This is a genomic window from Aeromonas sp. sif2416, assembly GCF_019218665.1.
In the GTDB taxonomy this organism is placed as follows: Bacteria; Pseudomonadota; Gammaproteobacteria; order Enterobacterales; family Aeromonadaceae; genus Aeromonas; species Aeromonas encheleia.
Window position 1 is genome coordinate 136,297 of sequence record NZ_JAHUXC010000006.1, and the last position, 24,347, is coordinate 160,643.

The 24,347-nt window shown below is 66.2% G+C and carries 17 protein-coding genes; 10 read left to right on the forward strand and 7 right to left on the reverse strand.

Annotation, left to right across the window (positions count from 1 at the left end; all coding sequences use genetic code 11):
• Window positions 1-367: 367 nt before the first annotated feature.
• Window positions 368-1,762, forward strand: coding sequence for a replicative DNA helicase (dnaB, locus tag KW821_RS13320; protein WP_042654191.1), 1,395 nt, complete (start codon window positions 368-370; stop codon window positions 1,760-1,762).
• Window positions 1,763-1,909: 147 nt separating this feature from the next.
• Window positions 1,910-2,983, forward strand: a complete 1,074-nt coding sequence (alr, locus tag KW821_RS13325) for an alanine racemase (RefSeq protein WP_042654190.1) — start codon at window positions 1,910-1,912, stop codon at window positions 2,981-2,983.
• Between the two features lie 283 nt (window positions 2,984-3,266).
• Here the strand turns inward: alr and putA are convergent, their stop codons facing one another.
• Window positions 3,267-7,208, reverse strand: a complete 3,942-nt coding sequence (putA, locus tag KW821_RS13330) for a trifunctional transcriptional regulator/proline dehydrogenase/L-glutamate gamma-semialdehyde dehydrogenase (RefSeq protein WP_218291778.1) — start codon at window positions 7,206-7,208, stop codon at window positions 3,267-3,269.
• Window positions 7,209-7,677: 469 nt separating this feature from the next.
• On the opposite strand from putA, the gene KW821_RS13335 reads away from it, so the two are divergent.
• Window positions 7,678-8,115, forward strand: a complete 438-nt coding sequence (locus KW821_RS13335) for a VOC family protein (RefSeq protein WP_218291779.1) — start codon at window positions 7,678-7,680, stop codon at window positions 8,113-8,115.
• Between the two features lie 155 nt (window positions 8,116-8,270).
• Here KW821_RS13335 and fumC read toward each other — a convergent pair whose 3' ends face one another.
• Window positions 8,271-9,662 carry a class II fumarate hydratase gene (gene fumC, locus KW821_RS13340; protein ID WP_218291780.1) on the reverse strand — a complete coding sequence of 464 codons (1,392 nt, stop codon included), beginning with the start codon at window positions 9,660-9,662 and terminating at the stop codon, window positions 8,271-8,273.
• 125 nt (window positions 9,663-9,787) lie between these two features.
• Between fumC and KW821_RS13345 the strand changes: the two genes are divergently transcribed.
• From KW821_RS13345 to KW821_RS13355, 3 genes are read left to right on the forward strand one after another with little or no spacing between them, the layout of a single operon-like run.
• A complete protein-coding gene (locus KW821_RS13345; RefSeq protein ID WP_042654187.1) occupies window positions 9,788-10,216 on the forward strand; it encodes a MarR family winged helix-turn-helix transcriptional regulator in 429 nt (142 codons plus the stop codon).
• A 38-nt stretch (window positions 10,217-10,254) separates the two neighbouring features.
• Window positions 10,255-11,319, forward strand: coding sequence for an HlyD family secretion protein (locus KW821_RS13350; RefSeq protein WP_218291781.1), 1,065 nt, complete (start codon window positions 10,255-10,257; stop codon window positions 11,317-11,319).
• 1 nt (window position 11,320) lies between these two features.
• Window positions 11,321-12,859 (forward strand): DHA2 family efflux MFS transporter permease subunit, encoded by a 1,539-nt coding sequence (locus tag KW821_RS13355; RefSeq protein WP_218291782.1) that lies wholly within the window; start codon window positions 11,321-11,323, stop codon window positions 12,857-12,859.
• Window positions 12,860-12,960: 101 nt separating this feature from the next.
• On the opposite strand, the gene pepE is transcribed toward KW821_RS13355, so the two are convergent.
• From pepE to KW821_RS13370, 3 genes are all read right to left on the reverse strand, one after another.
• Window positions 12,961-13,689 (reverse strand): dipeptidase PepE, encoded by a 729-nt coding sequence (gene pepE / locus KW821_RS13360; protein WP_042654184.1) that lies wholly within the window; start codon window positions 13,687-13,689, stop codon window positions 12,961-12,963.
• Between the two features lie 153 nt (window positions 13,690-13,842).
• Window positions 13,843-14,451: a response regulator transcription factor gene (locus KW821_RS13365; RefSeq protein WP_218291783.1), complete on the reverse strand. Its 609-nt coding sequence runs from the start codon at window positions 14,449-14,451 to the stop codon at window positions 13,843-13,845.
• A 1-nt stretch (window position 14,452) separates the two neighbouring features.
• Window positions 14,453-16,324, reverse strand: coding sequence for a sensor histidine kinase (locus tag KW821_RS13370; protein WP_256353481.1), 1,872 nt, complete (start codon window positions 16,322-16,324; stop codon window positions 14,453-14,455).
• A 279-nt stretch (window positions 16,325-16,603) separates the two neighbouring features.
• On the opposite strand from KW821_RS13370, the gene dsrO reads away from it, so the two are divergent.
• Genes dsrO through KW821_RS13385 form a run of 3 tightly spaced genes read left to right on the forward strand, consistent with a single transcriptional unit; the run spans window position 16,604 to window position 21,610 of the window.
• Window positions 16,604-17,386 (forward strand): sulfate reduction electron transfer complex DsrMKJOP subunit DsrO, encoded by a 783-nt coding sequence (gene dsrO / locus KW821_RS13375; protein WP_218291785.1) that lies wholly within the window; start codon window positions 16,604-16,606, stop codon window positions 17,384-17,386.
• Window positions 17,376-18,503 carry an NrfD/PsrC family molybdoenzyme membrane anchor subunit gene (nrfD, locus tag KW821_RS13380; protein ID WP_218291786.1) on the forward strand — a complete coding sequence of 376 codons (1,128 nt, stop codon included), beginning with the start codon at window positions 17,376-17,378 and terminating at the stop codon, window positions 18,501-18,503. Before dsrO ends, nrfD begins: the two co-directional genes overlap by 11 nt.
• A complete protein-coding gene (locus KW821_RS13385; RefSeq protein WP_218291787.1) occupies window positions 18,503-21,610 on the forward strand; it encodes a tetrathionate reductase subunit A in 3,108 nt (1,035 codons plus the stop codon). The genes nrfD and KW821_RS13385 overlap by 1 nt, the downstream gene beginning before the upstream one ends.
• 65 nt (window positions 21,611-21,675) lie before the next feature.
• Here the strand turns inward: KW821_RS13385 and KW821_RS13390 are convergent, their stop codons facing one another.
• The gene (locus tag KW821_RS13390; protein WP_218291788.1) at window positions 21,676-23,049 is read right to left on the reverse strand and encodes an endonuclease/exonuclease/phosphatase family protein; all 1,374 of its coding nucleotides are present in this window, start codon (window positions 23,047-23,049) and stop codon (window positions 21,676-21,678) included.
• A gap of 142 nt (window positions 23,050-23,191) precedes the next feature.
• Here KW821_RS13390 and KW821_RS13395 point away from each other — a divergent pair, with 142 nt between their 5' ends.
• A complete protein-coding gene (locus KW821_RS13395) occupies window positions 23,192-24,028 on the forward strand; it encodes a patatin family protein (protein ID WP_163156235.1) in 837 nt (278 codons plus the stop codon).
• 18 nt (window positions 24,029-24,046) lie between these two features.
• Here KW821_RS13395 and KW821_RS13400 read toward each other — a convergent pair whose 3' ends face one another.
• Window positions 24,047-24,322, reverse strand: coding sequence for a hypothetical protein (locus KW821_RS13400; protein ID WP_163156237.1), 276 nt, complete (start codon window positions 24,320-24,322; stop codon window positions 24,047-24,049).
• Window positions 24,323-24,347 lie beyond the last annotated feature (25 nt).

Consider the following 24,347-nt stretch of genomic DNA (forward strand, 5'->3'; position numbering starts at 1 on the left):
ATGGCAGGCTGCCGGTCCCTTTTTGTGTTGCAGCTTGCGACTATGATTAACATGGTTGGCATGAATTATTCATGAACAGATTACCCCATCCCGGGGAGCGCAGAGGAGAATCCGCATGAGAAACAGACGGCCGAGTCGCAAGGAGCGCAAGCTGCGCAACAAGCTCAGAGCCAAGGTGCAGGATCAGACGCTGGTCTGGCCCTTCATCGTGGTGTGAGCCCGCCCGCAATCCCATCCAAGTGCCGTGACCGCAACCCAGGGGAGGAGGGTTGCCCCGATCCGAAGTGAATAGCGCGCATTAGCGCTCGCGATGGCGGGGTTTCTTTTGTAAAATTCCCGTCCCCTTCCCGCTGCGGTTTTTATGTGTATGGCAGAGCAAGTGACGGCGAAAAAAGACGCCAAGACACAACAGCTGAAAGTTCCCCCCCACTCTTTTGAGGCCGAGCAGTCCGTACTGGGCGGCCTGATGCTGGATAACGAGGCCTGGGATCGGGTGGCCGAGCGGGTGATCGACAAGGATTTCTACAGCCGTCCCCACCGCCTGATCTTCCAGGCCATGACCCGCCTCACCAACGCGGGCAACCCCATCGATCTCATCACCCTGCAGGAGGAGCTGGAGCGCTCCGAGCAGTTGGAGGAGTCCGGTGGCTTCGCCTATCTGGTGGAGATCGCCAAGAACACCCCGAGCGCCGCCAACATCAATGCCTACGCCGAGATAGTGCGTGAGCGGGCCGTGGTGCGGGAGATGATCGCGGTCGCCAACGAGATCGTCGAGGCGGGCTACGAGCCCCAGGGCCGCACCTCAGGCGATCTGCTGGATCTGGCCGAGAGCAAGGTGTTCAAGATCGCCGAGCAGCGCTCCAGCGCCAACGAGGGCCCGCAGCCCCTGAAGCTCATTCTGGAGCAGACGGTCGACAAGATTGAGGAGTTGTTCAAGACCCCTCACAACGGGGTGACTGGCGTCTCCAGCGGTTACGGCGATCTCGACAAGATGACCGCCGGCCTGCAGCGTTCGGATCTGATTATCGTGGCGGCCCGTCCCTCCATGGGCAAGACGACGTTTGCCATGAACCTGTGCGAGCACGCGGCGCTCACCGCCGACAAACCGGTGCTGATCTTCTCCCTGGAGATGCCCTCCGAGCAGATCATCATGCGTATGCTCGCCTCTGTGGGGCGCATCGATCAGACCAAGGTGCGGACCGGCCAGCTCGACGATGAAGATTGGGCGCGGCTCTCCTCCACCATGGGGCTGCTGCTGGAGAAGGGCAAGATGTACATCGATGATGCCTCCGGCCTGACCCCGACCGACGTGCGTTCCCGTGCGCGGCGCATCGCCCGCGAGCACGGCGGCCTCAGCATGATCATGATCGACTACCTGCAGCTGATGCGGGTACCGGCGCTGTCCGACAACAGAACCCTGGAGATCGGCGAGATCTCCCGCTCCCTCAAGGCATTGGCCAAGGAACTTCAGTGTCCCGTGGTGGCGCTCTCCCAGTTGAACCGAAGCCTGGAGCAGCGGGCCGACAAGCGCCCGGTCAACTCGGACCTGCGGGAATCAGGCTCCATCGAGCAGGACGCGGATCTGATCATGTTTATCTACCGTGATGAGGTCTATCACGATGACAGTCCCGACAAGGGGATTGCCGAGATCATCATCGGCAAGCAGCGTAACGGCCCCATAGGCCGGGTGCGCCTCACCTTCCAGGGTCAGTTCTCCCGGTTCGACAACTACGCCGGCCCGGCGTTTGATGATGACTACTAAGCCGGGGTCGAGATCGCCCCGGATACCAGACACAGTTTTCCCGGTTCGACAATTCTGCCGGTCCGGCCTTAGACGATGACTATTAAGGGATGACACCACTCGGTGCCTGGCGCGCGTGCGCCATCATGCCCTCGTAAGGGAAAACAGATGAAAGCGGCTATTGCCCAAATCGATACGACGGCCCTGCGCCACAACCTCGCCGTGGTCAAGCGCCACGCCCCTTCCTGCAAGATCATCGCCGTGGTCAAGGCCAACGCCTATGGCCATGGCCTGCTGCCGGTCGCCCGCACCCTGGTGGATGCGGATGCCTATGCGGTGGCCCGCATCGAGGAGGCGCTGATGCTGCGTTCCTGCGCCGTGGTCAAGCCCATAGTGCTGCTGGAAGGCTTCTTCTCGAGCGCGGATCTGCCGGTGCTGGCGGCCAACAATCTGCAGACCGCGGTGCACACCTGGGAGCAGCTCGAGGCGCTGGAGCAGGCCGAGCTGCCGGCCCCCGTGGTGGCCTGGCTCAAGCTCGACACCGGCATGCACAGGCTCGGGGTGCGCGCCGACGAGATGCCCGCCTTTATCGAGCGGCTGGCCCGCTGCAAGAACGTGGTGCAGCCGTTCAACATCATGACCCACTTCAGCCGATCCGATGAGCTGGAGCAGCCCACCACCCGCGAGCAGATCGACCTGTTCAGCCGCCTGACCGCGCCGCTCAAGGGCGAGCGTGCCATGGCGAACTCGGCGGGCATCCTGGCCTGGCCTGACTCCCACTGCGACTGGGTGCGCCCCGGCGTCATCCTCTACGGCGTCTCCCCCTTCCCGGATACGGTGGCGGCGGATTACGACCTCAAGCCCGTGATGACCCTCAAGACCCAGCTCATCGCGGTGCGGGATCACAAGGCCGGCGAGCCGGTGGGCTATGGCGCTAACTGGGTATCGACCCGTGACACCCGGCTCGGCGTCATCGCCATCGGTTATGGCGATGGCTATCCCCGCATGGCGCCCAACGGCACCTCGGTGCTGGTCAATGGCCGCATAGTGCCGCTGGTGGGTCGGGTCTCCATGGACATGACCACCGTAGATCTCGGCCCAGGCGCCACCGACAAGGCCGGTGACGAGGCCGTGCTCTGGGGCGAAGGCTTGCCGGTGGAGCGAGTCGCCGAGGAGATAGGCACCATTCCCTACGAACTGATCACCAAGCTCACCTCCAGAGTCTTTATGGAGTATGTGTAGGTCTGGGATCTCGGTTTAGAAGGCAATGAATGGCGGAGACAGGCGCGACCTTTCCCTTACGAGCCCATCACCAAGTTCAGCTCCCGAGTGTTGATGGAATGTGTGTAGGGTCGATTAGCGAAGCCTAATCGGCCGCTGCCATAACCAAGTAAGTTCCCCCGCTGAATGAACCAACAAAAAGGCCGCCCCGATAAGGACGGCCTTTTTTAATCTCTTTTGATCGCGTGGCCGAGATAACAAGCCCCGCGTCTGCGGGGCTTGGGTCTCTGTCACTGTGCGGTGCTTAGCCTATGGTCATCAGGCTGGCGTTGCCACCGGCGGCGGCGGTGTTGACCGAGAGCGCGTGCTCGATCAGCAGGCGCTCCAGCGGGATGTCGGTCTCGCCGCGGTGCAGGCCGTGCACGCCGACGATGGCACCAGGACGGGCGGCGGCGAGCTTGGCCACCTCCCGCAGCTGATCAGAGTCGCCGTGGTGCAGCAGGGCATCGAAGCCGATGTCGCCGTTGGCCCAGTCCGCCACCAGCTGGATGCGGCCCCGAGCCTCGGCCGGCAGGCCGGCTTGCAGGGTACGGTTCTGGGCGTTGTCCTGCCACAGCACTTGCGTCCCGACCGCCAGACAGGCCGCCAGCTGGGCCAGCAGATCGCCCTTATCCTCGGCCAGACAGAGCACCCGCTCCCGTGGCAGCAGGCTGTAAGTGTTGCGCTCGCCGGTGGGGCCGACCAGCACCTGGGTCAGGCCGCTCTGGGCCAGCTCGGCATACTGGTCGCACAGGGCCACCAGCGCCTTCTCCTGCTTGAGTGCCCAGTTGCGCAAGGCCTGCAGGGCCGGCTTGGTCGCCTCGGTGCGCTGGGTTGCACCCGGCTCCTGGCGCAGCTGGCTGGCCACCGCATCCTGCGGGCGGGTCGCCAGCAGGCGGTACATGTAGAGCGGGCCGCCCGCCTTGGGACCTGTGCCGGAGAGGCCCTCGCCACCGAACGGCTGCACCCCGACCACGGCGCCCACTATGTTGCGGTTCACGTAGAGGTTGCCCACTTTGGCGGTGTTGACCACCTGGGCTATGGTCTCGTCGATCCGGGTATGCACCCCCAGGGTCAGGCCGTAGCCGCTGTCGTTGATCTGCGCGAGCAGCTCGCCGAGCTTGGCGCGCGGGTAGCGCACCAGGTGCAGCACGGGGCCGAACACCTCGCGGCCGAGTTCGTCCAGGCTGTCGAGCTCGATCAGGGTCGGCAGCACGAAGGTGCCGCGGCTGTAGTCGGCACCCTGAGCGCGGGCGATCTGGTGCACCTTGCGACCCTTGTCGGTCATGGCCTTGATGTGCTGCTCGATATTGGCCTTGGCCTCGGCGTCGATGACAGGGCCTATGTCGGTGGAGAGGTGCTCGGGGTTGCCGACCTTGTACTCGGCCATGGCCCCCTTGAGCATGCGGATCACCCGCTCCGCCACGTCGTCCTGCACGCACAGCACCCGCAGCGCGGAGCAGCGCTGGCCGGCGCTGTCGAACGCCGAGGAGATGACGTCCATCACCACCTGCTCGGTCAGGGCGGAGGAGTCGACGATCATGGCGTTCTGGCCACCGGTCTCGGCGATCAGCGGTATGGTGCGGCCCTGGGCATCGAGGCGACCGGCCAGGTTGCGGGAGATGATGCCCGCCACCTCGGTGGAGCCGGTGAACATGACGCCACGGATCCGCTCGTCGGCGATAAGCGTCGCGCCCACCGTCTCACCGCGGCCCGGCAGCAGTTGCACCGCGCCCTCGGGGACCCCTGCCTCGCGCAGGATGCGCACCGCCTGGGCGGCGATGAGGGGGGTCTGCTCCGCCGGCTTGGCCAGCACCGTATTGCCGGCGGCGAGCGCCGCGCAGACCTGACCGCTGAAGATCGCCAGCGGGAAGTTCCAGGGGCTGATGCAGACCACGGGGCCGAGCGGCCTGTGGCTGTCGTTGGCAAAGTGGTCGCGCGCCTGGGCGGCGTAGTAACGCAGGAAGTCGACCGCCTCGCGCACCTCGGCGATGGCGTTGCTGAAAGTCTTGCCGGATTCGCGCACCAGCAGGCCCATCAGGGGCTGCAGCTCGGACTCCATCAGATCGGCGGCTCTGTCCAGCACGGCGGCGCGTTCGGCCGGCGGGGTCGATTGCCAGATCTGGCCGCTGGCCAGGGCGCAGGCCAGAGCACTGTCCACCAGCTCGGGGCTGGCCTCGCTCACCTGACCGACGACATCGCGATGATCCGCCGGGTTGAGCACAGCCTGGAACTCGGTCGGAGCCGCAATCTCGCAACCCAGCATGGGCTGAGCCAGATAGCGGTTGTTGGTGCTGCCGAGCAGGGCGGCGGAGAGCGAACCCAGTCGGTGTTCGTTGGCGAGATCCAGGCCGGCGGAATTGGGTCTGGCCTTGCCGTACAGCTCACGCGGCAACGGGATGCGCGGGTGGGGCAGGCCGAGGCTGCCTTCACGGGCGGCCATCTGCTCGATCTGCTGTACCGGATCCTGCACCAGATCCTGCAGCGAGATGCTGTTGTCCGCGATGCGGTTGACGAAGGAGGTGTTGGCCCCGTTCTCCAGCAGGCGGCGCACCAGGTAGGCGAGCAGGGTCTCGTGGCTGCCGACCGGTGCATAGATGCGGCAGGGGCGACCGAGCTTGCCGTCGGCGACCTTGCCGACCACCTGCTCGTACAGCGGCTCACCCATGCCGTGCAGGCACTGGAACTCGTACTGACCCGGGTAGTAGTTCTGCCCCGCCAGCTGGTAGATGGCCGACAGGGAGTGGGCGTTGTGGGTGGCGAACTGGGGATAGATGGACTCCGGTACCGCCAGCAGCTTGCGGGCGCAGGCGAGGTAGGAGAGATCGGTATAGGGCTTGCGGGTATAGACCGGATAGCCCTCCAGGCCGTCCTGCTGGGCGCGTTTGATCTCGCTGTCCCAGTAGGCGCCCTTCACCAGCCGGATCATCAGGCGGTGGCGGCTGCGTTTGGCGAGATCGATGACGTAGTCGATCACATAGGGGCAGCGCTTCTGATAGGCCTGGATGACGAAGCCGATGCCGTTCCAGTCGGCCAGCGACGGATCGAAGCAGAGCCTCTCCAGCAGATCGAGGGAGATCTCCAGCCGATCCGCCTCCTCGGCGTCGATGTTGATGCCGATGTCGTACTGCTTGGCGAGCTGGGTCAGACCGAGCAGGGTGGGGTAGAGCTCTTCCATCACCCTATCGTACTGGGCGCGGCTGTAGCGCGGATGCAGGGCGGAGAGCTTGATGGAGATGCCCGGGCCCTCGTAGATACCGCGGCCGTGGGAGGCCTTGCCGATGGCGTGGATGGCCTGCTCGTAGGAGGCGAGATAGCGCTTGGCGTCCTCCTCGGTCAGGGCCGCCTCCCCCAGCATGTCGTAGGAGTAGCGGAAGCCCTTGCTCTCGGTGCTGCCGGCGTTGGCCAGCGCCTCGGCTATGGTCTCGCCGGTGACGAACTGTTCGCCCATCAGCCGCATCGCCATGTCGACGCCCTTGCGGATCAGCGGCTCGCCGCCCTTGCCGATCAACCCCTTGAGGGAGTTGTTGAGGCCGGCCTCGTTATGGGTGGCCACCAGCTTGCCGGTGATGAGCAGGCCCCAGGAGGCGGCGTTGACGAACAATGAGGTGCTGTTGCCCAGATGCTGGCTCCAGTTGCCGCCGCTGATCTTGTCGCGGATCAGGGCATCGCGGGTCGCCTTGTCCGGGATGCGCAGCAGCGCCTCGGCCAGGCACATCAGCGCCACCCCTTCCTGGGAGGAGAGGGAAAACTCCTGCAGCAGGCCCTGCACCAGGCCCTGACGGCCGCTGGCGCTCTTCTGGTTGCGCAGCTTCTCGGCAATGCCGAGGGCCAGCTTCTGGGTGGCCTCGGCCTTCTCTTTCGGCAGGCGTGCCTGCTCCAGCAGCATGGGCACGGCCTCTGTCTCGGGGCGGCGATAGGCGGAGGTGATGGCGGCGCGCAGCACGGACTGCGGCAAGATGCTCTCGGCAAACTCGAGGAAGACCTGGATGCCCTGTTCGGTCAGCGCCTCTACGGGCTCCTCACCGGCGGCGGCGGCCAGGCCGGACTGCTCGGGCGGGGTCAGGCCGCGCTCCAGCTGCTCCAGGTAGGTGAAGATCGATTGCTTGATCAGCCAGTGCGGGGTGCGGTCCAGGGTCTGCGCCGCCTGTTTCAGCCGGTCGCGGGTCGCTTCGTCGAGTTTAACGCCAAGGGTGGTGGTGGCCATGGGACTTCCTGTGTCGGTACGGTGACAATATTGCCGAATGGTTAAATTTTGACGAGGATGGCGCAACCAGGTGCAACCTGCAAGTTAGAAATTTTAATGCTTTCGCTACATTGCTGAATTTAAAGGAGCCTATCGGGTTGGCGGCTGGGCCCAGTGTGGTGCGGCCGTGGGCGCTTTTTACTGCAAGATGAACAGGTTAATGGCTTGTCTCCCGAATGTTGAAGGAGGTGCAACCCGTGCTGAAGATTGGTTGCTCTTTTCAAGGTTTGCACAGGATGCGTTCGGCGGGTGCCATCGGCCGAGGGTTTCCTTATCGGGGGGCGGGCGCACGGCGGGCGGATGAATGCCGTGCGGATTTGGGCCCCATCAGCCTCAGTGCCCGTGCCGGGCGAATGCGACTGTGGCAGTTGACTCTTCTATGCTGATAGCTGGCCAGCGGGCCAGCCACATCAGTGACAAGGAGATCACCATGGCACGTGTCAGTACCTATCTCAATTTCCCTCGGGAGACGGAGGCGGCCTTCCTGTTCTACCGGGAGGTGTTCGGCGGCGACTTCAACGGCCCCATTCACCGCTTCAAGGATTCCCCCGGCTGCCCTGGCCAGCCCGCCCTGTCGAAGGAGGACGAGGAGCTGGTGATGCATGTAGAGCTGTCCATCCTCGGCGGCCATGTGCTGATGGGCACCGATGCCCCGGTCAGCATGGGGTTCAATCTGGTGCAGGGCAACAACAGCTACCTCAACCTGGAGCCGGACAGCCGTGGCGAGACCGATCGTCTGTTTGCCGCCCTGGGGGCGGGGGGCAAGGTGGAGATGGCGTTGCAGGAGATGTTCTGGGGGGACTACTTCGGCTCTCTGGTCGACAAGTTCGGCACCCACTGGATGTTCAACTGCCAGAGCAAGACTTGAGCGGTGGCTCGAGTGCGACACAGGAAAAAGAGGCTCATGGAGCCTCTTTTTTTATGGCGTCGATCCCGGCATCAGCCCGGTTTGCGCCCCACCATCTCGGCCGGCACCACCCAGGCGTTGGACTCCAGGGGCGCTGAACTGGTCCGAGGCGAGGTCTATGGTTTGCGTCCCACCATCTCGGCCGGTATCACCCAGGCGTCGAACTGGCCGGCGCTGACATGACCGGAGGTGATGGCCGCCTCGCGCAGGCCTATCCCCTCGTGGTGGGCGCGCTTGGCGATCTCGGCCGCCTTGTCATAGCCGATGTGGGGGTTCAGCGCCGTCACCAGCATCAGGGAGTTGGCCAGCAGCTCGTCGATGCGATCCCGGTTCGGCGCTATGCCGATGGCGCAGTGATCGTGGAAGCTCTGCATGCCGTCGGCCAAGAGCCGCACGCTCTGCAGGAAGTTGTAGGCGATCATCGGCCTGAACACGTTGAGCTCGAAGTTGCCGCTGGCCCCGCCGATGTTGATGGCCACATCGTTGCCCATCACCTGGGCGCAGAGCATGGTGAGCGCCTCGCTCTGGGTCGGGTTGACCTTGCCCGGCATGATGGAGGAGCCGGGCTCGTTCTCCGGTATGATCAGCTCGCCGAGCCCGCTGCGGGGGCCGCTGGCCAGCCAGCGCACGTCGTTGGCGATCTTCATGAGAGAAGCAGCGAGGGTCTTGAGGGCGCCGTGGCCATGCACCAGCGCATCGCTCGCCGCCAGGGCCTCGAACTTGTTGGGGGCGCTCACCAGCGGCAGCCCGGTCTGCTCTGCGAGTGTGCTCGCCACCGCCTCGGCAAAGCCGGGCGGGCAGTTGAGGCCGGTGCCGACCGCAGTGCCCCCCAGCGCCAGCTCATACAGATGGGGCAGGGCGGCGCGCAGATGACGCTCCCCCTGCTCGAGCTGGGCGACCCAGCCGGAGAACTCCTGGCCCAGGGTGAGGGGGGTGGCATCCTGCAGGTGGGTGCGGCCAATCTTGACGATGTCATCGAAGGCGGCGGCCTTGCTGGCGAGCGCGCTCTTGAGCGTGTTGAGGGCCGGCAGCAGCTGGCCCGTGATGGCGGTGACGGCCGCCAGGTTCATGGCGCTGGGGAAGACGTCGTTGCTCGACTGGCTCTTGTTCACCTCGTCGTTGGGGTGCACCAGCCGCGCCTCCCCGCGCGCGCCGCCGAGCAGCTCGCTGGCACGGTTCGCCAGCACCTCGTTGAGGTTCATGTTGGTCTGGGTGCCGGAGCCGGTCTGCCAGACCATCAGCGGAAACTCGGCGTCGTGCTGGCCACACAGCACCTCGTCGGCGGCGGCCATGATGGCCTGGGCCTTGCGCGCGGCGAGCAGCCCCTGGGCGTGGTTGACCCTGGCGCAGGCGGACTTGATGCGGGCGAGGGCGTGGATGAGCTCAAGCGGCTGGCGCTCACCCGAGATGTTGAAGTGGTGCAGGGAGCGCTGGGTCTGGGCGCCCCACAGCCGCTGCGCCGGGACGGCGATCTCCCCCAGACTGTCTCGTTCCATCCTGATGTCCATACCGATACTCCTGTCGATGAGGTGTCCAATCCCTAGCATGACCACAAACGGCGGCCGGGGCCAGCTTGCACATATGACAGCGGCTTGCTTATAATAAGCAAGGCTTACTATATAGGTTGCATGCTATGAACAAACAACCCGATTCCATCGGATTCCTGCTCGGCGATGTGCAGCGTCTGATGCGTCGCCAGTTTCAGCAGCAGCTGGAAGGGAGCGGCCTGACCCTGGCCCAGGCCCGTGCCCTGGTGCATATCGCCCGCAGCGAGGGGATCCGTCAGGTCGAGCTGGCCGACGGGCTGGATATCCAGCCCATCACCCTGGCCCGCCAGCTCGATCAGCTGGCCGAGAATGGCCTGGTGGAGCGACGCAGCGATCCCACCGACCGCCGGGCCTATCAGCTCTATCTGACCGAGGCCGCGACCCCTTATCTGGCGCTGATCAAGCGGGCCTCCGAGGTGGTGCATCAGCGCGCCATCGGTGAGCTGGGGGAGGAGGCGACCACTGCCCTCTGCCACTCCCTCAAGATCCTGCGTGCCAACCTTTGCCATTCCTGATTTCCCCTTTTCGACCTAATCATTAGCGGAGCGCTTTTATGACCACTGACTCACCCTCCTCCCGTCCCGCGGCCGACCGGCGCCGGACCCGCTTGCTGCTGCTGGTGGTGGTGCCGGCACTGGCCCTGCTCGGGGTCGGCGCCGTCTACCTGCAGGGCGGACGCTATATCGAGACCGACAACGCCTATGTGAAGGCGGACAAGGTGCCCATCAGTACCGAGGTGCTGGGTCGGGTGGCCAAGGTGTTCGTCGACGAGAACCAGCAGGTCAAGGCCGGCCAGCCGATATTCGAGCTGGATCCCGAGTCGTTCCAGGTCGCCGTGACCAAGGCCGAGGCCGAACTCGCCAAGGCCCGCACCGATCTGGTGGCGCTGCAGACCAGCTATCGCGGTCAGCAGGCCGAGATCGCCGTGGCCCGCACCCGCAATGCCTATGCCCTCAAGGAGGAGCGTCGGCAGGCGGATCTGGTGGCCAAGCACTTCACCTCGACCGCCAACTACGATGACGCGCGCCAGCTCACCATCCAGACCGCCCAGCAGCAGGTGGCGCTGGAGGAGGGGCTCAAGAAGATCGAGGCCTCCCTCAGCGGCGATGTGAACCTGCCGGTGGAGCAACAGCCCGCCTATCGCGAGGCCGCCGCCGTCCTGGACAAGGCCAAGCTGGATCTGGCCCGCACCACCATCTACGCCCCCGCCAACGGCATCGCCAGCCAGCTGCCCAAGCCGGGCCAGTACATGCTGGTGGGCATGACCGCCATGATGCTGGTGGAGACAGACAGTCCCTGGGTGGAGGCGAACTTCACCGAGACCGAGCTGACCCATGTGCAGCCGGGCCAGCGGGTGGATATCAGCGTGGACACCTACCCGGATGCCCACTGGACCGGGGTGGTGGAGAGCCTGAGCCCGGCCACCGGCTCCGAGTTTTCGGTGATCCCGGCCCAGAACGCCACCGGCAACTGGGTCAAGATAGCCCAGCGCGTCGCGGTGCGGATCCGGCTGCAGGAGGGAGCCGATCAGCCGCTGCTGCGCGCGGGTCTGAGCGCCATCGCCGAGATCGACACCGGCCACAAGCGCAGCCTGCTTGGCTGGTCATTCCGAGGTTGATATGACGACAGCAGGCACAGAGGAGGCCGATCAAGGCACCCGTCGCGTCTTCATCACCCTGTCGGTGATGTTGGCCACCATCATGCAGGCGCTGGATACCACCATCGCCAACGTGGCCCTGCCCCACATGCAGGGCGCCATGGGCGCGACCCAGGATCAGATCTCCTGGGTGCTCACCTCCTACATAGTGGCGGCCGCCATCTTCATGCCGCTGACCGGCTTCATCTCGTCGCGGATCGGCCGCAAGCGGCTGTTCATGTGGTCGGTGGTGGGCTTCACCGTCGCCTCCATGCTGTGCGGCGCGGCCCAGAGCCTGGAGCAGATAGTGCTGTTCCGGCTGCTGCAGGGGATCTTCGGCGCCAGCCTGGTGCCGCTCTCCCAGGCGGTGCTGCTCGATACCTATCCACCGGAGAAGCACGGCTCCGCCATGGCGCTCTGGGGCATAGGTGTCATGGTCGGCCCCATCCTCGGGCCCTCGCTGGGGGGCTGGCTCACCGAGTACTACAACTGGCGCTGGGTGTTTTACATCAACCTGCCGTTCGGCCTGCTGGCCTGGTTCGGGCTCGCCGCCTTCATCGAGGAGACCAGACTCGACGCCAGCCGGCGCTTCGATCTGCTCGGCTTCGCCCTGCTCAGCCTGGGGATAGGGGCGCTGCAGATGGCACTGGATCGGGGGGAGTCCCAGAACTGGTTCGCCAGCCGGGAGATAGTGATCGAGACCATCATGATGGTGCTCTGCTTCTACCTGTTCGTGGTGCACATCTTCACCCACCCTCACCCCTACATAGAGCCGGCCCTGTTCAAGGATCGCAACTTCAGCGTCGGCCTGGTGTTCATCTTCATCGTCGGCATCATCTTGCTGGCGACCATGACGCTGCTGCCGCCCTTCATGCAGGGCCTGATGGGCTACCCGGTGATCGACGTCGGCTACCTGTTGGCACCGCGCGGGGTCGGCACCATGTTCGCCATGATGCTGGTGGGACGGCTGTCGGGCCGGGTGGACGTGCGCATCCTGATCCTGCTGGGGCTGCTGCTCACCAGCTTCTCCATGTGGGAGATGACGCTGTTCAACACCGACATCAGCAGCTGGGACATAGTGCGCACCGGGATCATTCAGGGGCTCGGCCTCGGCTTCATCTTCGTGCCGCTCTCCACCATCACCTTCGCGACCCTGGCCCCGCGCTATCGCAACGAAGGCACGGCGCTGTTCAGCCTGGTGCGCAACATCGGCAGCAGCATCGGCATCTCGGTGGTCATCACCTACCTGGCCCAGCGCACCCAGATGAACCACGAGGTGTTCGCCTCCTACATCACCCCCTTCAACGCGGCCCTGAATCAGGGGATGGGCATGGTGGCGCTGATGGCGCCCAAGGGGCTCGCCATGCTCAACGGCGAGGTGACCCGTCAGGCCAGCCTGCTCGCCTATCTGCAGGACTTCCGCCTGATGATGTGGGTCAGCCTGTGCGCCATCCCGCTGGTGTTGTTGCTCAAGGCCCCCAAGCGCGGTGGCAACAAGGAGGAGATGGTGCTGCTGGATTAAGCGCCGGCTACCCTGAACACGTGCCCGCGCCGGACGGGAGAAAGCGAGAGGGATGGCCCAGGCCATCCCTCTTTTTTATGCGCTCAGGGCACGGAGCCGCGTCAGACTCTGGGGATGAAGGGGGTCAGTGCGGCCAGCGGGGTGGCGTCCTGATACTCCTGAGTCGTCTCGCCGTGCTTGAAGATCTTGAAGCCCTGGCCGCGGGCGCTCCAGTATTCGATGCTCTCGCCGCTGATCTGCAGCAGGCTGGCCTCGCGCAGGGCCACCACGTGTTCGCTCGGGTTGATGGCGCAGAACTCGGCGAGGCGCTCGTCGCGGGTCTCCCCCATGTGGCCGCTGATGCTGGCGTCCAGATAGTGGGGGTTGATCTGCTGGGGGAAGAGGCCGAGGGCCGGCAGCACGGCGGCGTTGCACACCGGCATGTCGTTGGTGGTGCGGATGCTGGGGGTCGCCACGTTGCAACCGGCGCTCCAGCCCACATAGGGCACGCCCCGCTCGCGCACGGCGCGCTGGATGGGCACGATCAGGCCGTACTCGTGCAGCAGCTGGTTCAGGCGCCAGGTGTTGCCGCCGCTGATGAAGATGGCGTCGGCCCGGTTGATGGCATCCACAGGATCGTCGAACTGGTGAATGCTGACGGCTTCCACCCCCAGGCTCTCGCCGAGCTCATTGGCCCTGGCATCCCAGTCGCTGCGGATCACCGCGTAGGGGATGAGCAGGATGCGCTTGACCTGTTTGCGGGCGAGCAGGCTCTGCACCCGATCCCGGGCCCAGCCGAGCAGACCCGGACATTCGGTGGCTTTACCATTGCTCAGAAGAAGCAGTTCCATAGTGACTCCTCGATATGAAAGGCGCAGGGCCGCACGGACCCCGATTAAGGCAGAGGGGGCACTCTAACCCCATCGGGGCAGAAAGTGTGTGATCTCATCGCGTTTTGTGTCGCCGAGTCAGGCGTTGCGCCCGCCTTGGCCGGTATCCAGGCCTCAGGACGGTGCGTTGACATCCGCATAGAGCAGCATCAGCTCGGCCAGGGAAGTGACCTCGAGCCGTTTCATCAGGCTGGCGCGGCACACCTCGACGGTGCGCACCGAGATGCAGAGATCCCGCGCTATCTGCTGGTTCTTGTGGCCCAGGGCGATGAGCTGCAACAGCTGGTGCTCGCGCGGTGGCAGGGTCTGGTAGACGCGCTGGCGAGCCAGCCGTTTCGCCGCCGCCAGGGTGGCGAGATTGGCGCGCGCTATGGCCTGGAGCAGGGGCGCGAGCTGCACCGGTTTTTGCAGGAAGTCGACGGCCCCCTGCTTGAGGGACTCCACCGCCAGGGGCACCTCCCCGTGGCCGGTGAGAAAGAGGATGGCGATGGGACTCTGGGCCGTCTTCAGCCGCTGCTGCAGCTCTGGCCCCGACAGGCCCGGCATGCGGCAATCCAGGATCAGGCAGGCGGGCCGGGCCGGATCTATGTCACTCAGGAACGCCTCGCCGCCGGTGAAGCAGCTGACCCTCAGATCGCAGCTCTCCAGCATGAAGCGCAGGGAGTCGAGCACGGCCCTATCGTCGTCGACCAGGTAGAGCGGGAGTTGGGCTTGGCTCGGCATCTCAGTTCTCGCTGTTGATGGTGGGGGAGGTGGTGGCGGCCTGGCTGTGGATGGGCAGGACCACCCGGGCGAGGCAGCCGCGGGGGCTCAGGTTGCTTAAAGAGAGTTGGCCGCGATGGAACTCGACCACGTCCCGGCAGATGGCGAGCCCCAGCCCCATGCCATCGGCCTTGTCGCTGTGAAACGCCTGCTGCAGCTGCGCCTGGGGTAACCTCAGACCGGGACCGTTGTCGCGCACCTCCAGCAGCAGTTGGGCGGGCTCGAAGGCGACTGACAGCTCGACCCGGCCCGGCTCATCCCCCTTGTCCCGCTGCGCCGCGCTCTCGGCCCCATTCTTGATGAGGTTCAGCAGCAGCTGCTCCACCCCGGTGCCATCCAGTGCCAGGAGCCGTGGCTGACCCTGCCAGCGCACCTCGAGGGCGACCCCGAGCGGCGCCAGCATCTGCTCGAGCAGGGGCAGCAGGCCGTTCACCAGGGCGACCAGATCCGTGGGTTCGGGCTGGCGCGGACGCTTCTGCAGGCGGGATCTCAGCCGCTGGACTGTCTGGTTGATGCGCTCGACCTGCTGGCCTATCTGCTCGAGCGCCTGGATCAGCACAGGATCCGGGGCCGAGCCTTGGCCCTGTTTTGCCAGGCGCAGCAGGGCCCCCTGGCTGTAGTTGGCGATGGCAGTGAGGGGCTGGTTGATCTCGTGGGCCATGTTGGCGCCGAGCTCGCCGAGCTGGGCGAGACGCCTGGCCTGCTCGAGCTGGCGCCCCTTGTCGGCCAGCTGGCGGGCCTGCTCATCGAGCCGGCGATGACTGGCGAGCAGCCGGCGCTGGCTGCGGCTGAACAGCCGTTGCAGCAGCAGGTGGTGGCTGCCGAGCAGCAGCACCAGCAGCAGGGCGCCCCAGCCCCACTGCTGATGTTGGCGCAACCAGTGCCAGGCCTCCTGCCACCAGGGGCCCTGCAAGGGGTGGCGATCCAGTGCCTTGAGCAGGCGATCGATGCTGAGTTGGCTGGTGGGCACAGTCCAGCCAGCCGAGTCGGCGGCGATGGCCGCCGGGCTGTCGGGGGGCAGGGCAAACAGCGCGCGGGTGACCGCCAGCGCCAGCTCGGGGGAGGCCTGCTCCGTCTTGGCAAAGGACCAGTTCGGGTAGAGCCGGGTCGAGCTCTGGCAGCCAAAGCCGGCCGGCGCCTGGTTGTCCAGCACCCGAAAATCCGAGTAGGCGATCTTGCCCTCCCGCGCCATGCGCTCCAGCTGGCAGACCGGCACTATGGCGGCGGCGACCTCGTCCGCCGCCAGCTGCTCGATGAGCCTGTCGAGGGGGAAGCCGGTGAAGCGCACGGCGGAGAAGAAGCTATCCAGCCGCACCCCCTGTTCCCCCGCCTCGAAGCGGTAGGCGAGGTAGCCGCCGAAGGCGTTCTCCGACACGGCGGCGACCGGCCGCCCCTTGAGATCCTGCCAGTGCCGGTAGGGGGCATGGGCGCGCACCACCAGGGCGGCGCCGATGGCGAGGTTGTCACCGCCCGCCGGGCTCTTGAGGGTGGCGAGCCAGGCGAGAGGATACTGGCGCGACAGGCTGACCGACTGGCCCGGATTGGTGATGACGAACGCCAGCCGCTCCTTCGCGACGGCCTCGGCCAGGGCATCGAGCTCCAGCGGGACCAGCTCGAAGCGCCGCCCCGGCACGCTCTCATCCAGCCAGCCCATCAGCGGCTGCCACTGATGGCGAGCCACGGCGAGACCGCGGGTCGCCAGCACGCCGATTCGTACCGGCTCGGCCAAGGCTAGTTCCGGCTCGCTCAGGGCCGGCTCAGATCCGGTCGGTGGCTGCACCGGCTCGGCCAGGGCGACGCCGAGCCAGAGCCACAGGGCCAGCAGGGGCCACAGGGCGGGCGATGACGAAGGGGCGTGACGGGACAGGGCGCTCTCCTTGGGCGGGGATGGGGGAAGCCAGTCTATCACCTGGGTATCGTCCTGGGCCCGCCTCGGCGCCATGCTGGGGCGGCGAATGGGGCTCCCGTCACAGTTCGGCGGTTATCGAGTCGATTTTATTGCGCTGGATCAACCCGGCTCCCGGTATGTGGAAAACCACAATAGAGACGGCTCTCTGGCCCGGGGACAATCGGCTCACTCCCCCACGCCAGCGTCAGCAGAAGGAAAGAAGCCATGGAGCTCAGCAAGCGCCGATTGTTATCCGGGATCGCCGCCCTCACCGCGGGGGCGGCCCTGATCCCCGTCGCCCAGGCCCAGTCCGTCCCCGTCCCCCGCAATGGGCGGGCGGCCATAGGCCGGGGGGATGGTAGCAAGCGTTACGGCATGCTGATCGATCTGCGCCGCTGCGTCGGCTGCCAGGCCTGCACCGTGGCCTGCACCATAGAGAACCAGCCCCCCCTCGGCCAGTTTCGCACCACGGTCAGCCAGTACGAGGTGAGCGATGTGGCGGCCCTCGATGCCCCCGCCTCCCTCTTCATGCTGCCCAGGCTCTGCAACCACTGCGCCGAGCCCGCCTGCCTCGACGTCTGTCCCACCGGCGCCACCTTCCAGCGCGAGGACGGCATAGTGGTGGTCAACAACGACTGGTGCGTCGCCTGCGGCTACTGCGTGCAGGCCTGCCCCTATGACGCCCGCTTCATCAACCATGAGACCAACACCGCCGACAAGTGCACCTTCTGCGCCCATCGGCTGGAGGCGGGGCTGCTGCCCGCCTGCGTGGAGAGCTGCGTCGGCGAGGCGCGCATCATCGGCGATCTCAACGATCCCAAGAGCCAGATCAGCCGGCTGCTGCGGGAATACGAGTCCGCGCTCAGGGTGCTCAAGCCGGAGGCCCATACCCAGCCGCGGGTCTTCTATCTCGGCATGGATGAGGCGTTTGTCAGCAAGATCGACGGCCACCCGGCGCAGCGCACCCTGCTTGGCGACGACGGCAAGGAGATAGCCCATGACCATTAATGAACTGCTGGCCCCGGATCAACCCATCACCTGGCTGCCCTGGGCGGTGCAATATTTCTTCCTCATTGGCCTGGCCTATGGCGCCCTCTGGCTGGGGGCGGCCGATCTGTGGCGCAAGGCGCCGGATCGGCGGCTGCAGACCCTGGCCGCGGTGCTGATGATGGGGGCCGGCTTGGTGGCGCCCATCGCCCTGACCGCGGATCTGCACCAACCGGCCCGGGCCTGGCACTTCTACGTCCAGACCCGCTTCGGTTCCATCATGTGGTATGGCGCCTACCTGCTGCCGCTGTTCAGCCTGCTCAGCATGGGGCTGGGCTGGCTGCTGATAAGGCCGAACCTGGCCAGGCGTGGGGAGGAGCATGACAGGGTCGCCGCCCTGGCGCGGCTGCTCTGCCTGGGGAGCTGGTCCGGCGAGCGCTGGCTCAAGCCGCTTGCCTTGATGGCGGCCTTGAGCGGGCTCAGCATAGCGCTCTACACCGGGCTCGAGACCATGGCGGTGCAGGCGCGCCCGCTCTGGCATACCCTCTGGTTGCCCTGGCTGCTGGCGCTGAGCGCCGTGCTGGCGGCCCAGAGCGCCCTGCTGCTGCTCAACCGGCTGCTGGCGGGCTGGCAGGAGTACACCGAGGCGGGGCTGCTGCGCCAGATCCGCCCGACCCTGGGCCTGCTCGCGCTCTCCCTGCTGGGCTGGGCCCTGCTCGGCGGCGCCTCGGCGGCTGAGGCTGGCGCCCTCTATCGGCTCGATCCGAGTTGGCGGCTGGCGGCCCACTGGCTGCTGCTGACCCTGGCCCTGCTCGGCCTGTTGCTGCTGGCGGGGCACAGGATCTCTTTGCGCCTGCAATCCTGGGGGGGGGCGCTGCTGGCGCTGCACCTGGTGTGGGGCCTGCGCTGGCTGGTGCTCATTCAGGGGCAGCTGGCGCCGAAATATGGCGCCGGCGTCTATGTCTACCAGATCGCCTGGGGGCCGGCCGGGGTGCTCGGCATCCTCGGCACCTTCGGCCTGCTGCTGGCCCTGCTGGTGGTGCTCTCCGAGCTGGTTCGCGCCCCCTCTCTGCCATCCGTCACCCAGGCATCCGCCACCCAGGCGTCCACCACTCATTCCGCTCGCGAGGCAATCTGATGGATCACAGCAAACGCAAGTTTCTCAAGGGAGCTGCCATCGCCGGGGGCACGGGGCTGTTCGTGGCCGGTTACAGCGACACCCTCAAGCAGGTGGTGAGCGGGGTGGCCACCGGCAGCTCGGGCAAGCCGACCCGGGATCCCATCCACGGCAACTCCCTGGCGGTGGAGTACAGGGTCGATGAGCGGGGGGAGATCCACCCCAACCCGGCCCAGCGGCTGGCCAACACCATGTGCCTCGGTTGCTGGACCCTGTGCGGGGTGCGGGCCCGCATCGACAACGAGAGCGACAAGATAGTGCGGATCCTCGGCAACCCTTATCACCCGCTGTCCGCCCTGCATCACATCGACTTCAAGACGCCGGTCAAGCAGGCGCTGATCGGCACCAGCGGCTATCAGGAGGGGGGCCTGGATGGCCGCTCCACCGCCTGCGCCCGGGGCAACGCCATGCTGGAGCAGCTCGACAGCCCGCACAGGGTCACCCGCTGCCTCAAGCGGGTCGGCCCCCGTGGCAGCGGTCGCTGGCAGAGCATCCCGTTCGAGCAGCTGATCGAGGAGGTGGTGGAGGGGGGCGATCTATTCGGGGAGGGCAGCGTCGAGGGGCTCAGGGCCATCCGCAACCTCGCCGAGCCGCTCGATCCCGCCAACCCGGAATATGGCCCCAAGGCCAACCAGCTGCTGGTGAGCAACGCCTCGGACGAGGGCCGCGACGCCTTCATCAAGCGCTTCACCTTCAACGGCTTCGGCACCCGCAACTTCGCGAACCACGGCGCCTACTGCGGCCTGTCGTTCCGGGTGGGGGCCGGCGCCCTGCTGGACGATCTGGAGAAGAACGCCCACCTCAAGCCCGACTGGGACGAGAGCGACTTCCTGCTGTTCATGGGCACCTCACCCCAGCAGTCCGGCAACCCCTTCAAGCGCCAGTCCCGCCAGCTGGCGGCGAACCGGGCGCGAGAGGGCAAGCCGTTCACCTACGTGGTGGTGGCGCCCAGCCTGCCGAACACGGTGAACCTGCCGTCCGCCCCCGCCAACCGCTGGCTGCCCATCAGGCCCGCCACCGACTCGGCCCTGGCCTTGGCCATGCTGCGCTGGATCATCGACAACGATCGTTACGCCAAGCCCTTCTTGACGGCCCCCCACTTGGATGCCGCCGAGCGGGCCGGCTATCGCGGTTTCAGCAACGCCAGCCATCTGGTGATAAGCGACGAGTCGCACCCCCGCTTCGGCCAGATGCTGCACGCCAGCGATCTGGGGCTGCCCCACAGCGGTGAAGCCTATGGCGAGGGGGATGAGGTGTTGGTGGTCGAGGCGGGGAGTGACGAGCCGACACCGGCCGGCCGTTGCGAGCGGGCCCGACTCTGGGTGGCACGCAGCATCCCGACTCCGGGCGGGGCGTTGGCGGTCAAGAGCAGCTTCCAGCTGCTGGCCGAGGCGAGCCGGGAGCATACCCTCGAGCAATACAGCGCCGAGTGCGCCGTGCCGGTGGCCGATATCGTCGAACTGGCGCGGGAGTTCACCAGCCACGGCACCCGGGCGGCGGTGATCACCCACGGCGGCACCATGAGTGCCAACGGCTTCTACACGGCCTGGGCCATCATGATGCTCAACGCCATGATAGGAAACCTCAACGCCAAGGGCGGCGCGGTGGCGAGCGGCGGCAAGTTCAACCCCTTCGGGAGCGGGCCGCGCTACGATCTGGAGAGCTTCCCCGGCATGGTGAAACCCGCCGGCGTCTTCCTCTCCCGCTCCAAGTTCCCCTACGAGAAGACCTCCGAATATCGTCGCAAGAAAGAGGCGGGGCAGAACCCCTATCCGGCCCACGAGCCCTGGTTCCCGATCTCGGGCCCGCTGCTCGGCGAGCACCTGACCGCGGCGGTGAGCGGTTACCCCTACCGCGCCAAGGCCTGGATCAACCACATGGGCAACCCGCTCTACGGTCAGGCCGGGTTGCACCAGGCCATAGGTGAACAGCTCAAAGACCCCAGGGTGCTGCCGCTGTTCATCAGCATCGACAGCTTCATCAACGAATCCTCGGCGCTGTCTGACTACATAGTGCCTGACACCCTGACCTACGAGTCCTGGGGCTGGGCAACCGCCTGGCACGGGGTCATGACCAAGGTCTCGACCGGGCGCTGGCCTGTGATCGAGCCTAGGGTGGTCAAGACCGCCGAGGGGGATCCCGTCTGCATGGAGTCCTTCCTCATCGCCGTGGCGAAACGCCTCGGCCTGCCGGGCTTCGGCGAGGGGGCGATCGAGGGATCGGATGGCAAGCTGCATGCGCTCAACAAAGCGGCGGACTTCTCCCTCTACGGGGCGGCCAACGTCGCCTACCTCGGCCAGCCGGTGCCTCCCATCGAGGCCGAGGATCTCGCCTGGTCCGGGGTGGAGCGGATCCTGCCCACCCTCAACGCCACCCTGAGTGGGGAGGAGGCGAGCCGCGCCGCCTATCTCTACGCCAGGGGCGGGCGCTTCGAGCCGGTCGCCAAGGGGCGTGACGAGGCGGGGCAACCGAGCAAGCGCTGGCCCAAGCCCCTGATGCTGTGGAACCCGGCGGTGGGCAGCCGCCGTCACAGCCAGAGCGGCCAGTTCCTGAGCGGCACCCCGCGCTTCTTCCGGGCCCAGCTCGCCGACGGCACGCCGCTGAGCGAGGCGTTCAAGCCGGCCCAGTGGCCCCTGCTGCTCACCAGCTACAAGTCCCACACCATGAGCTCCATGAGCATCGGCTCGGATCGCCTGCGTCAGGTGCACCCCAGCAACGGGGTGCGGCTCAACGCCCAGACGGCGGCCCGCCTCGGCATAGTGAGCGGGGACAGGGTGCGGGTCAGTACCCCCAATGGCAGCGTGATCGGGCTGGCCGAGTGCGTGGCCGGGGTGCAGGTGGATGCCATCGCCATCGAGCACGGCTTCGGTCACAAGGAGCTGGGGGCGCGGGCGCACTGGATAGACGGCCAGCAGGTGGCGGCCAGTGCCCTGCGCGGCGCCGGGGTGAACCTCAACGATCTGGCGGTGCTGGATCCCAGTCGCCACGGCCGTTATCCCCTGGTGGACTGGGCCATCGGCTCCTCGGCGCGCCAGGGCTTGCCGGCCCGGGTAGAGAAGCTGGTGTAGCGCCAGATGCAAAAAAAAAAGCGGGGCCATCATGGCCCCGCTTCATTTTACGGTGATCCCGCGTATTAGGGGTTCAGTTCGACGTCCACCCACACCAGGCGGTGATCCGAGCTCACTCCCTTGGCGATGCCGAGCTTGGCGTCATACACCAGGTGGTAGCCCGGCTCGAAGCTGGCGGGCCAGAACACGCCGGAGGCGACCGCGTTGAGGTTGGCGGAGGGGAGCAGGTGATCGAGCTGCAGGCCGCTGCTGCTGGTGATGCGCTCCGGGGTGGTGCGGCCGTTGTTGCGCTTGCATTGATCCGGCTGGCTGGCGAGGCACTCGGGGCCACCCTGGCTGACCGGGATCAGGGCGCCGTTGGTGACCGCCTGGTTGACCAGCGCATGGTTGTGCAGGTCCTGGATGGCACTGAGATCCCCGTCACCGAGCTGGGGATCGGCGTTGAGATCCCCGGCGATGACGAACCTGGCGCCCTGTGGCAGGCCACCGGCCTTGCCCGCGTCATCCACCATGTAGCTGGCGGTCTCCACATAGTCCTGCCAGAAGGCGACCTCGGCTCTGTTGTGCTTGACGTTGTGGCGCGCCGCGTTGCCGAAGATGGGCGGGGTCGGGTGGGAGATGAGGAAGTGGACCACCTCCTCCCTGTTGCCCTGCTTGATGCGCACCGGCACGTCCGCGTGATTCTTGGAGGAGAGCGGGAACTGCTCCCAGGCCGCGGCGTCATACCAGGGCTCGCCACACTGGCGGCCGGCCGGGATCGGGGCCTTGGGGTTGTTGCAGTCGTCGATGATGGGGTTGGCTTCGCCCGGCATGTCCTTCCACTTGAACCGCTGGAAGGTGCGGATCCCTTTGGTATCGATGGGGTACTTCGACATCACCGCGAAGGCGTACTGGCCGTGGTAGTTGCCAAAGCCCCAGGCGTCATCCGGCCCGCTGTTGCGCTTGCCGTCCAGATTGAGGTCATGACCGCTCATCAGGCCGGTGTTGGTGGCGAAATTCTGCATCACCGGGTAGCTGATGGCCTGCACCTCGCCGTGCTGGGCATGGGCCAGGTAGTTGTCGTTGAACGCCTGCAGATCGGCGGTGCTCTCGCCCTTGCCGTCGTTGTCGAATTCGTTCAGCAGGAAGACGTCGGGGCGGGTGCGCTGGATGATCTCGGCGATATTGCGGATCTGCTGCACGTCTTTTGCCTGGGTGATCTCGGCCTTGCCGAGGCTGGTGTCACCGTCCTGATAGCGGGCGAGCAGGGCGTCCTGGGCGGCGCGGTCCAGGGCCAGTTCGCCGCTCAGCATGCCGGGGGCGGTGCGATCGAACGAGAGGTTGAAGGTAGCGAAGCGAACCATGGGATCGGGGGCCTTGGAGTCATTGTTGCTGTTACAGCCTGCCAGCATTCCGAGAGAAATGGCAGCGGCGAGCAGGGACTTGTTGATATTTTTCATTGTAATATTCCGTAGCATCAATATGTTATGCCTCTGTAGGGTCAAGTGAGGCGTGGCCATTATAGGGATCCCGCCCTTGGGTAGGGCGCCGGATGAGCCAAAGTGTGAGTCCATTCACAGAGCAGAACAGAGGGGAGACGAGATGAGTCGGCGGCAAACGGCCCTGGTGGTCGAGGGGGGCGCCATGCGCGGCATCTTTGCCGCCGGGGTGCTGGATGCCTTCATGGCCAGGGGAGTGACGGCGTTCGATCACTGCATCGGGGTCTCGGCGGGGGCGGTCAATCTGGCGGCCTTCCTGGCCGGCCAGCAGGGGCGCAACCACAGCGTCATCACGGATTACTCCTGTCGCCCCGAGTTCATCAGCCTGGCGAAGTTCATGCGCGGCGGTCACTGGCTGGATCTCGACTGGCTGTGGGAGATCACCATCCGCGAGTGCCGGCTCGATCTGGTGCGGTTTGCCGCGAACCCGGTGCCGCTGACGGTGGTAACCACCCGGGTCTCGGACGGGCAGGCCGCCTATCTCAAGGCGACGGCGGAGGAGCTGGAGCAGCAGATCAAGGCCTCCTGCTCGGTGCCGCTTGCCTATCGCGACTTCGTGCGGCTCGGGGGCGAGGCTATGACCGACGGCGGGGTGGCGGACTCCATCCCGGTGCGCCACGCCTATGAGCAGGGGGCGCGGGACATCACAGTGGTGCTCTCCCGCCCGCTCGGCTATCGCAAGCGGGCGCCGCGTCTGCCCGCCCTGCACCGTTACCTGCTGCGGCAGACCCCGGCGCTGGCCCGCGCCAGCCTGGCCCGCCATCACAGCTACAACGACGCCATCGACTTCATCCGCAATCCGCCGGCGGATTGCCGCATCCGGCTCATTCATCCGCCCGCGGGCTTCAGGGTCGGTCGCATGACCACGGATCCGGACAAGCTGGAGCAGGGCTATCAGATGGGCTGGCAGGCGGCGCAGGCCTACCTGGGCACGGGTTAGTGCCCGGCGGCGAGCGGCTTAACGAAGGGCGTGGTGCGACTGCGGAAGGCGGCCATCGAGCAGCGGCACGTGCTGAATGGCCTGGTCCAGCCAGGCCCAGTCCAGCGGCGGGGTGCCGGCCTTGAAGCGCTGGTAGGCGCGGCCCTCGCGGACGGTCAGGAACAGGGTCGTCGACAGGCCGAGGCGATTGAGATAGCGCACCATGACGTCGCCCTGATAGTTGTGCAGCCGTTGCTGCAGTTGGGGCAGGCTCAAGCCCTGCTCCTGACCGGTTTCATCCCAGATTGCAAACATGCGAGGCGGCTCCTGACGGTGAGGA

Bases quoted from the DNA above. Each gene is read 5' to 3' on its own strand.
- dnaB (WP_042654191.1), top strand. From the start codon at position 368: ATGGCAGAGCAAGTGACGGCGAAAAAAGACGCCAAGACACAACAGCTG.
- alr (WP_042654190.1), top strand. From the start codon at position 1,910: ATGAAAGCGGCTATTGCCCAAATCGATACGACGGCCCTGCGCCACAAC.
- putA (WP_218291778.1), bottom strand. From the start codon at position 7,208: ATGGCCACCACCACCCTTGGCGTTAAACTCGACGAAGCGACCCGCGAC.
- KW821_RS13335 (WP_218291779.1), top strand. From the start codon at position 7,678: ATGGCACGTGTCAGTACCTATCTCAATTTCCCTCGGGAGACGGAGGCG.
- fumC (WP_218291780.1), bottom strand. From the start codon at position 9,662: ATGGACATCAGGATGGAACGAGACAGTCTGGGGGAGATCGCCGTCCCG.
- KW821_RS13345 (WP_042654187.1), top strand. From the start codon at position 9,788: ATGAACAAACAACCCGATTCCATCGGATTCCTGCTCGGCGATGTGCAG.
- KW821_RS13350 (WP_218291781.1), top strand. From the start codon at position 10,255: ATGACCACTGACTCACCCTCCTCCCGTCCCGCGGCCGACCGGCGCCGG.
- KW821_RS13355 (WP_218291782.1), top strand. From the start codon at position 11,321: ATGACGACAGCAGGCACAGAGGAGGCCGATCAAGGCACCCGTCGCGTC.
- pepE (WP_042654184.1), bottom strand. From the start codon at position 13,689: ATGGAACTGCTTCTTCTGAGCAATGGTAAAGCCACCGAATGTCCGGGT.
- KW821_RS13365 (WP_218291783.1), bottom strand. From the start codon at position 14,451: ATGCCGAGCCAAGCCCAACTCCCGCTCTACCTGGTCGACGACGATAGG.
- dsrO (WP_218291785.1), top strand. From the start codon at position 16,604: ATGGAGCTCAGCAAGCGCCGATTGTTATCCGGGATCGCCGCCCTCACC.
- nrfD (WP_218291786.1), top strand. From the start codon at position 17,376: ATGACCATTAATGAACTGCTGGCCCCGGATCAACCCATCACCTGGCTG.
- KW821_RS13385 (WP_218291787.1), top strand. From the start codon at position 18,503: ATGGATCACAGCAAACGCAAGTTTCTCAAGGGAGCTGCCATCGCCGGG.
- KW821_RS13390 (WP_218291788.1), bottom strand. From the start codon at position 23,049: ATGAAAAATATCAACAAGTCCCTGCTCGCCGCTGCCATTTCTCTCGGA.
- KW821_RS13395 (WP_163156235.1), top strand. From the start codon at position 23,192: ATGAGTCGGCGGCAAACGGCCCTGGTGGTCGAGGGGGGCGCCATGCGC.
- KW821_RS13400 (WP_163156237.1), bottom strand. From the start codon at position 24,322: ATGTTTGCAATCTGGGATGAAACCGGTCAGGAGCAGGGCTTGAGCCTG.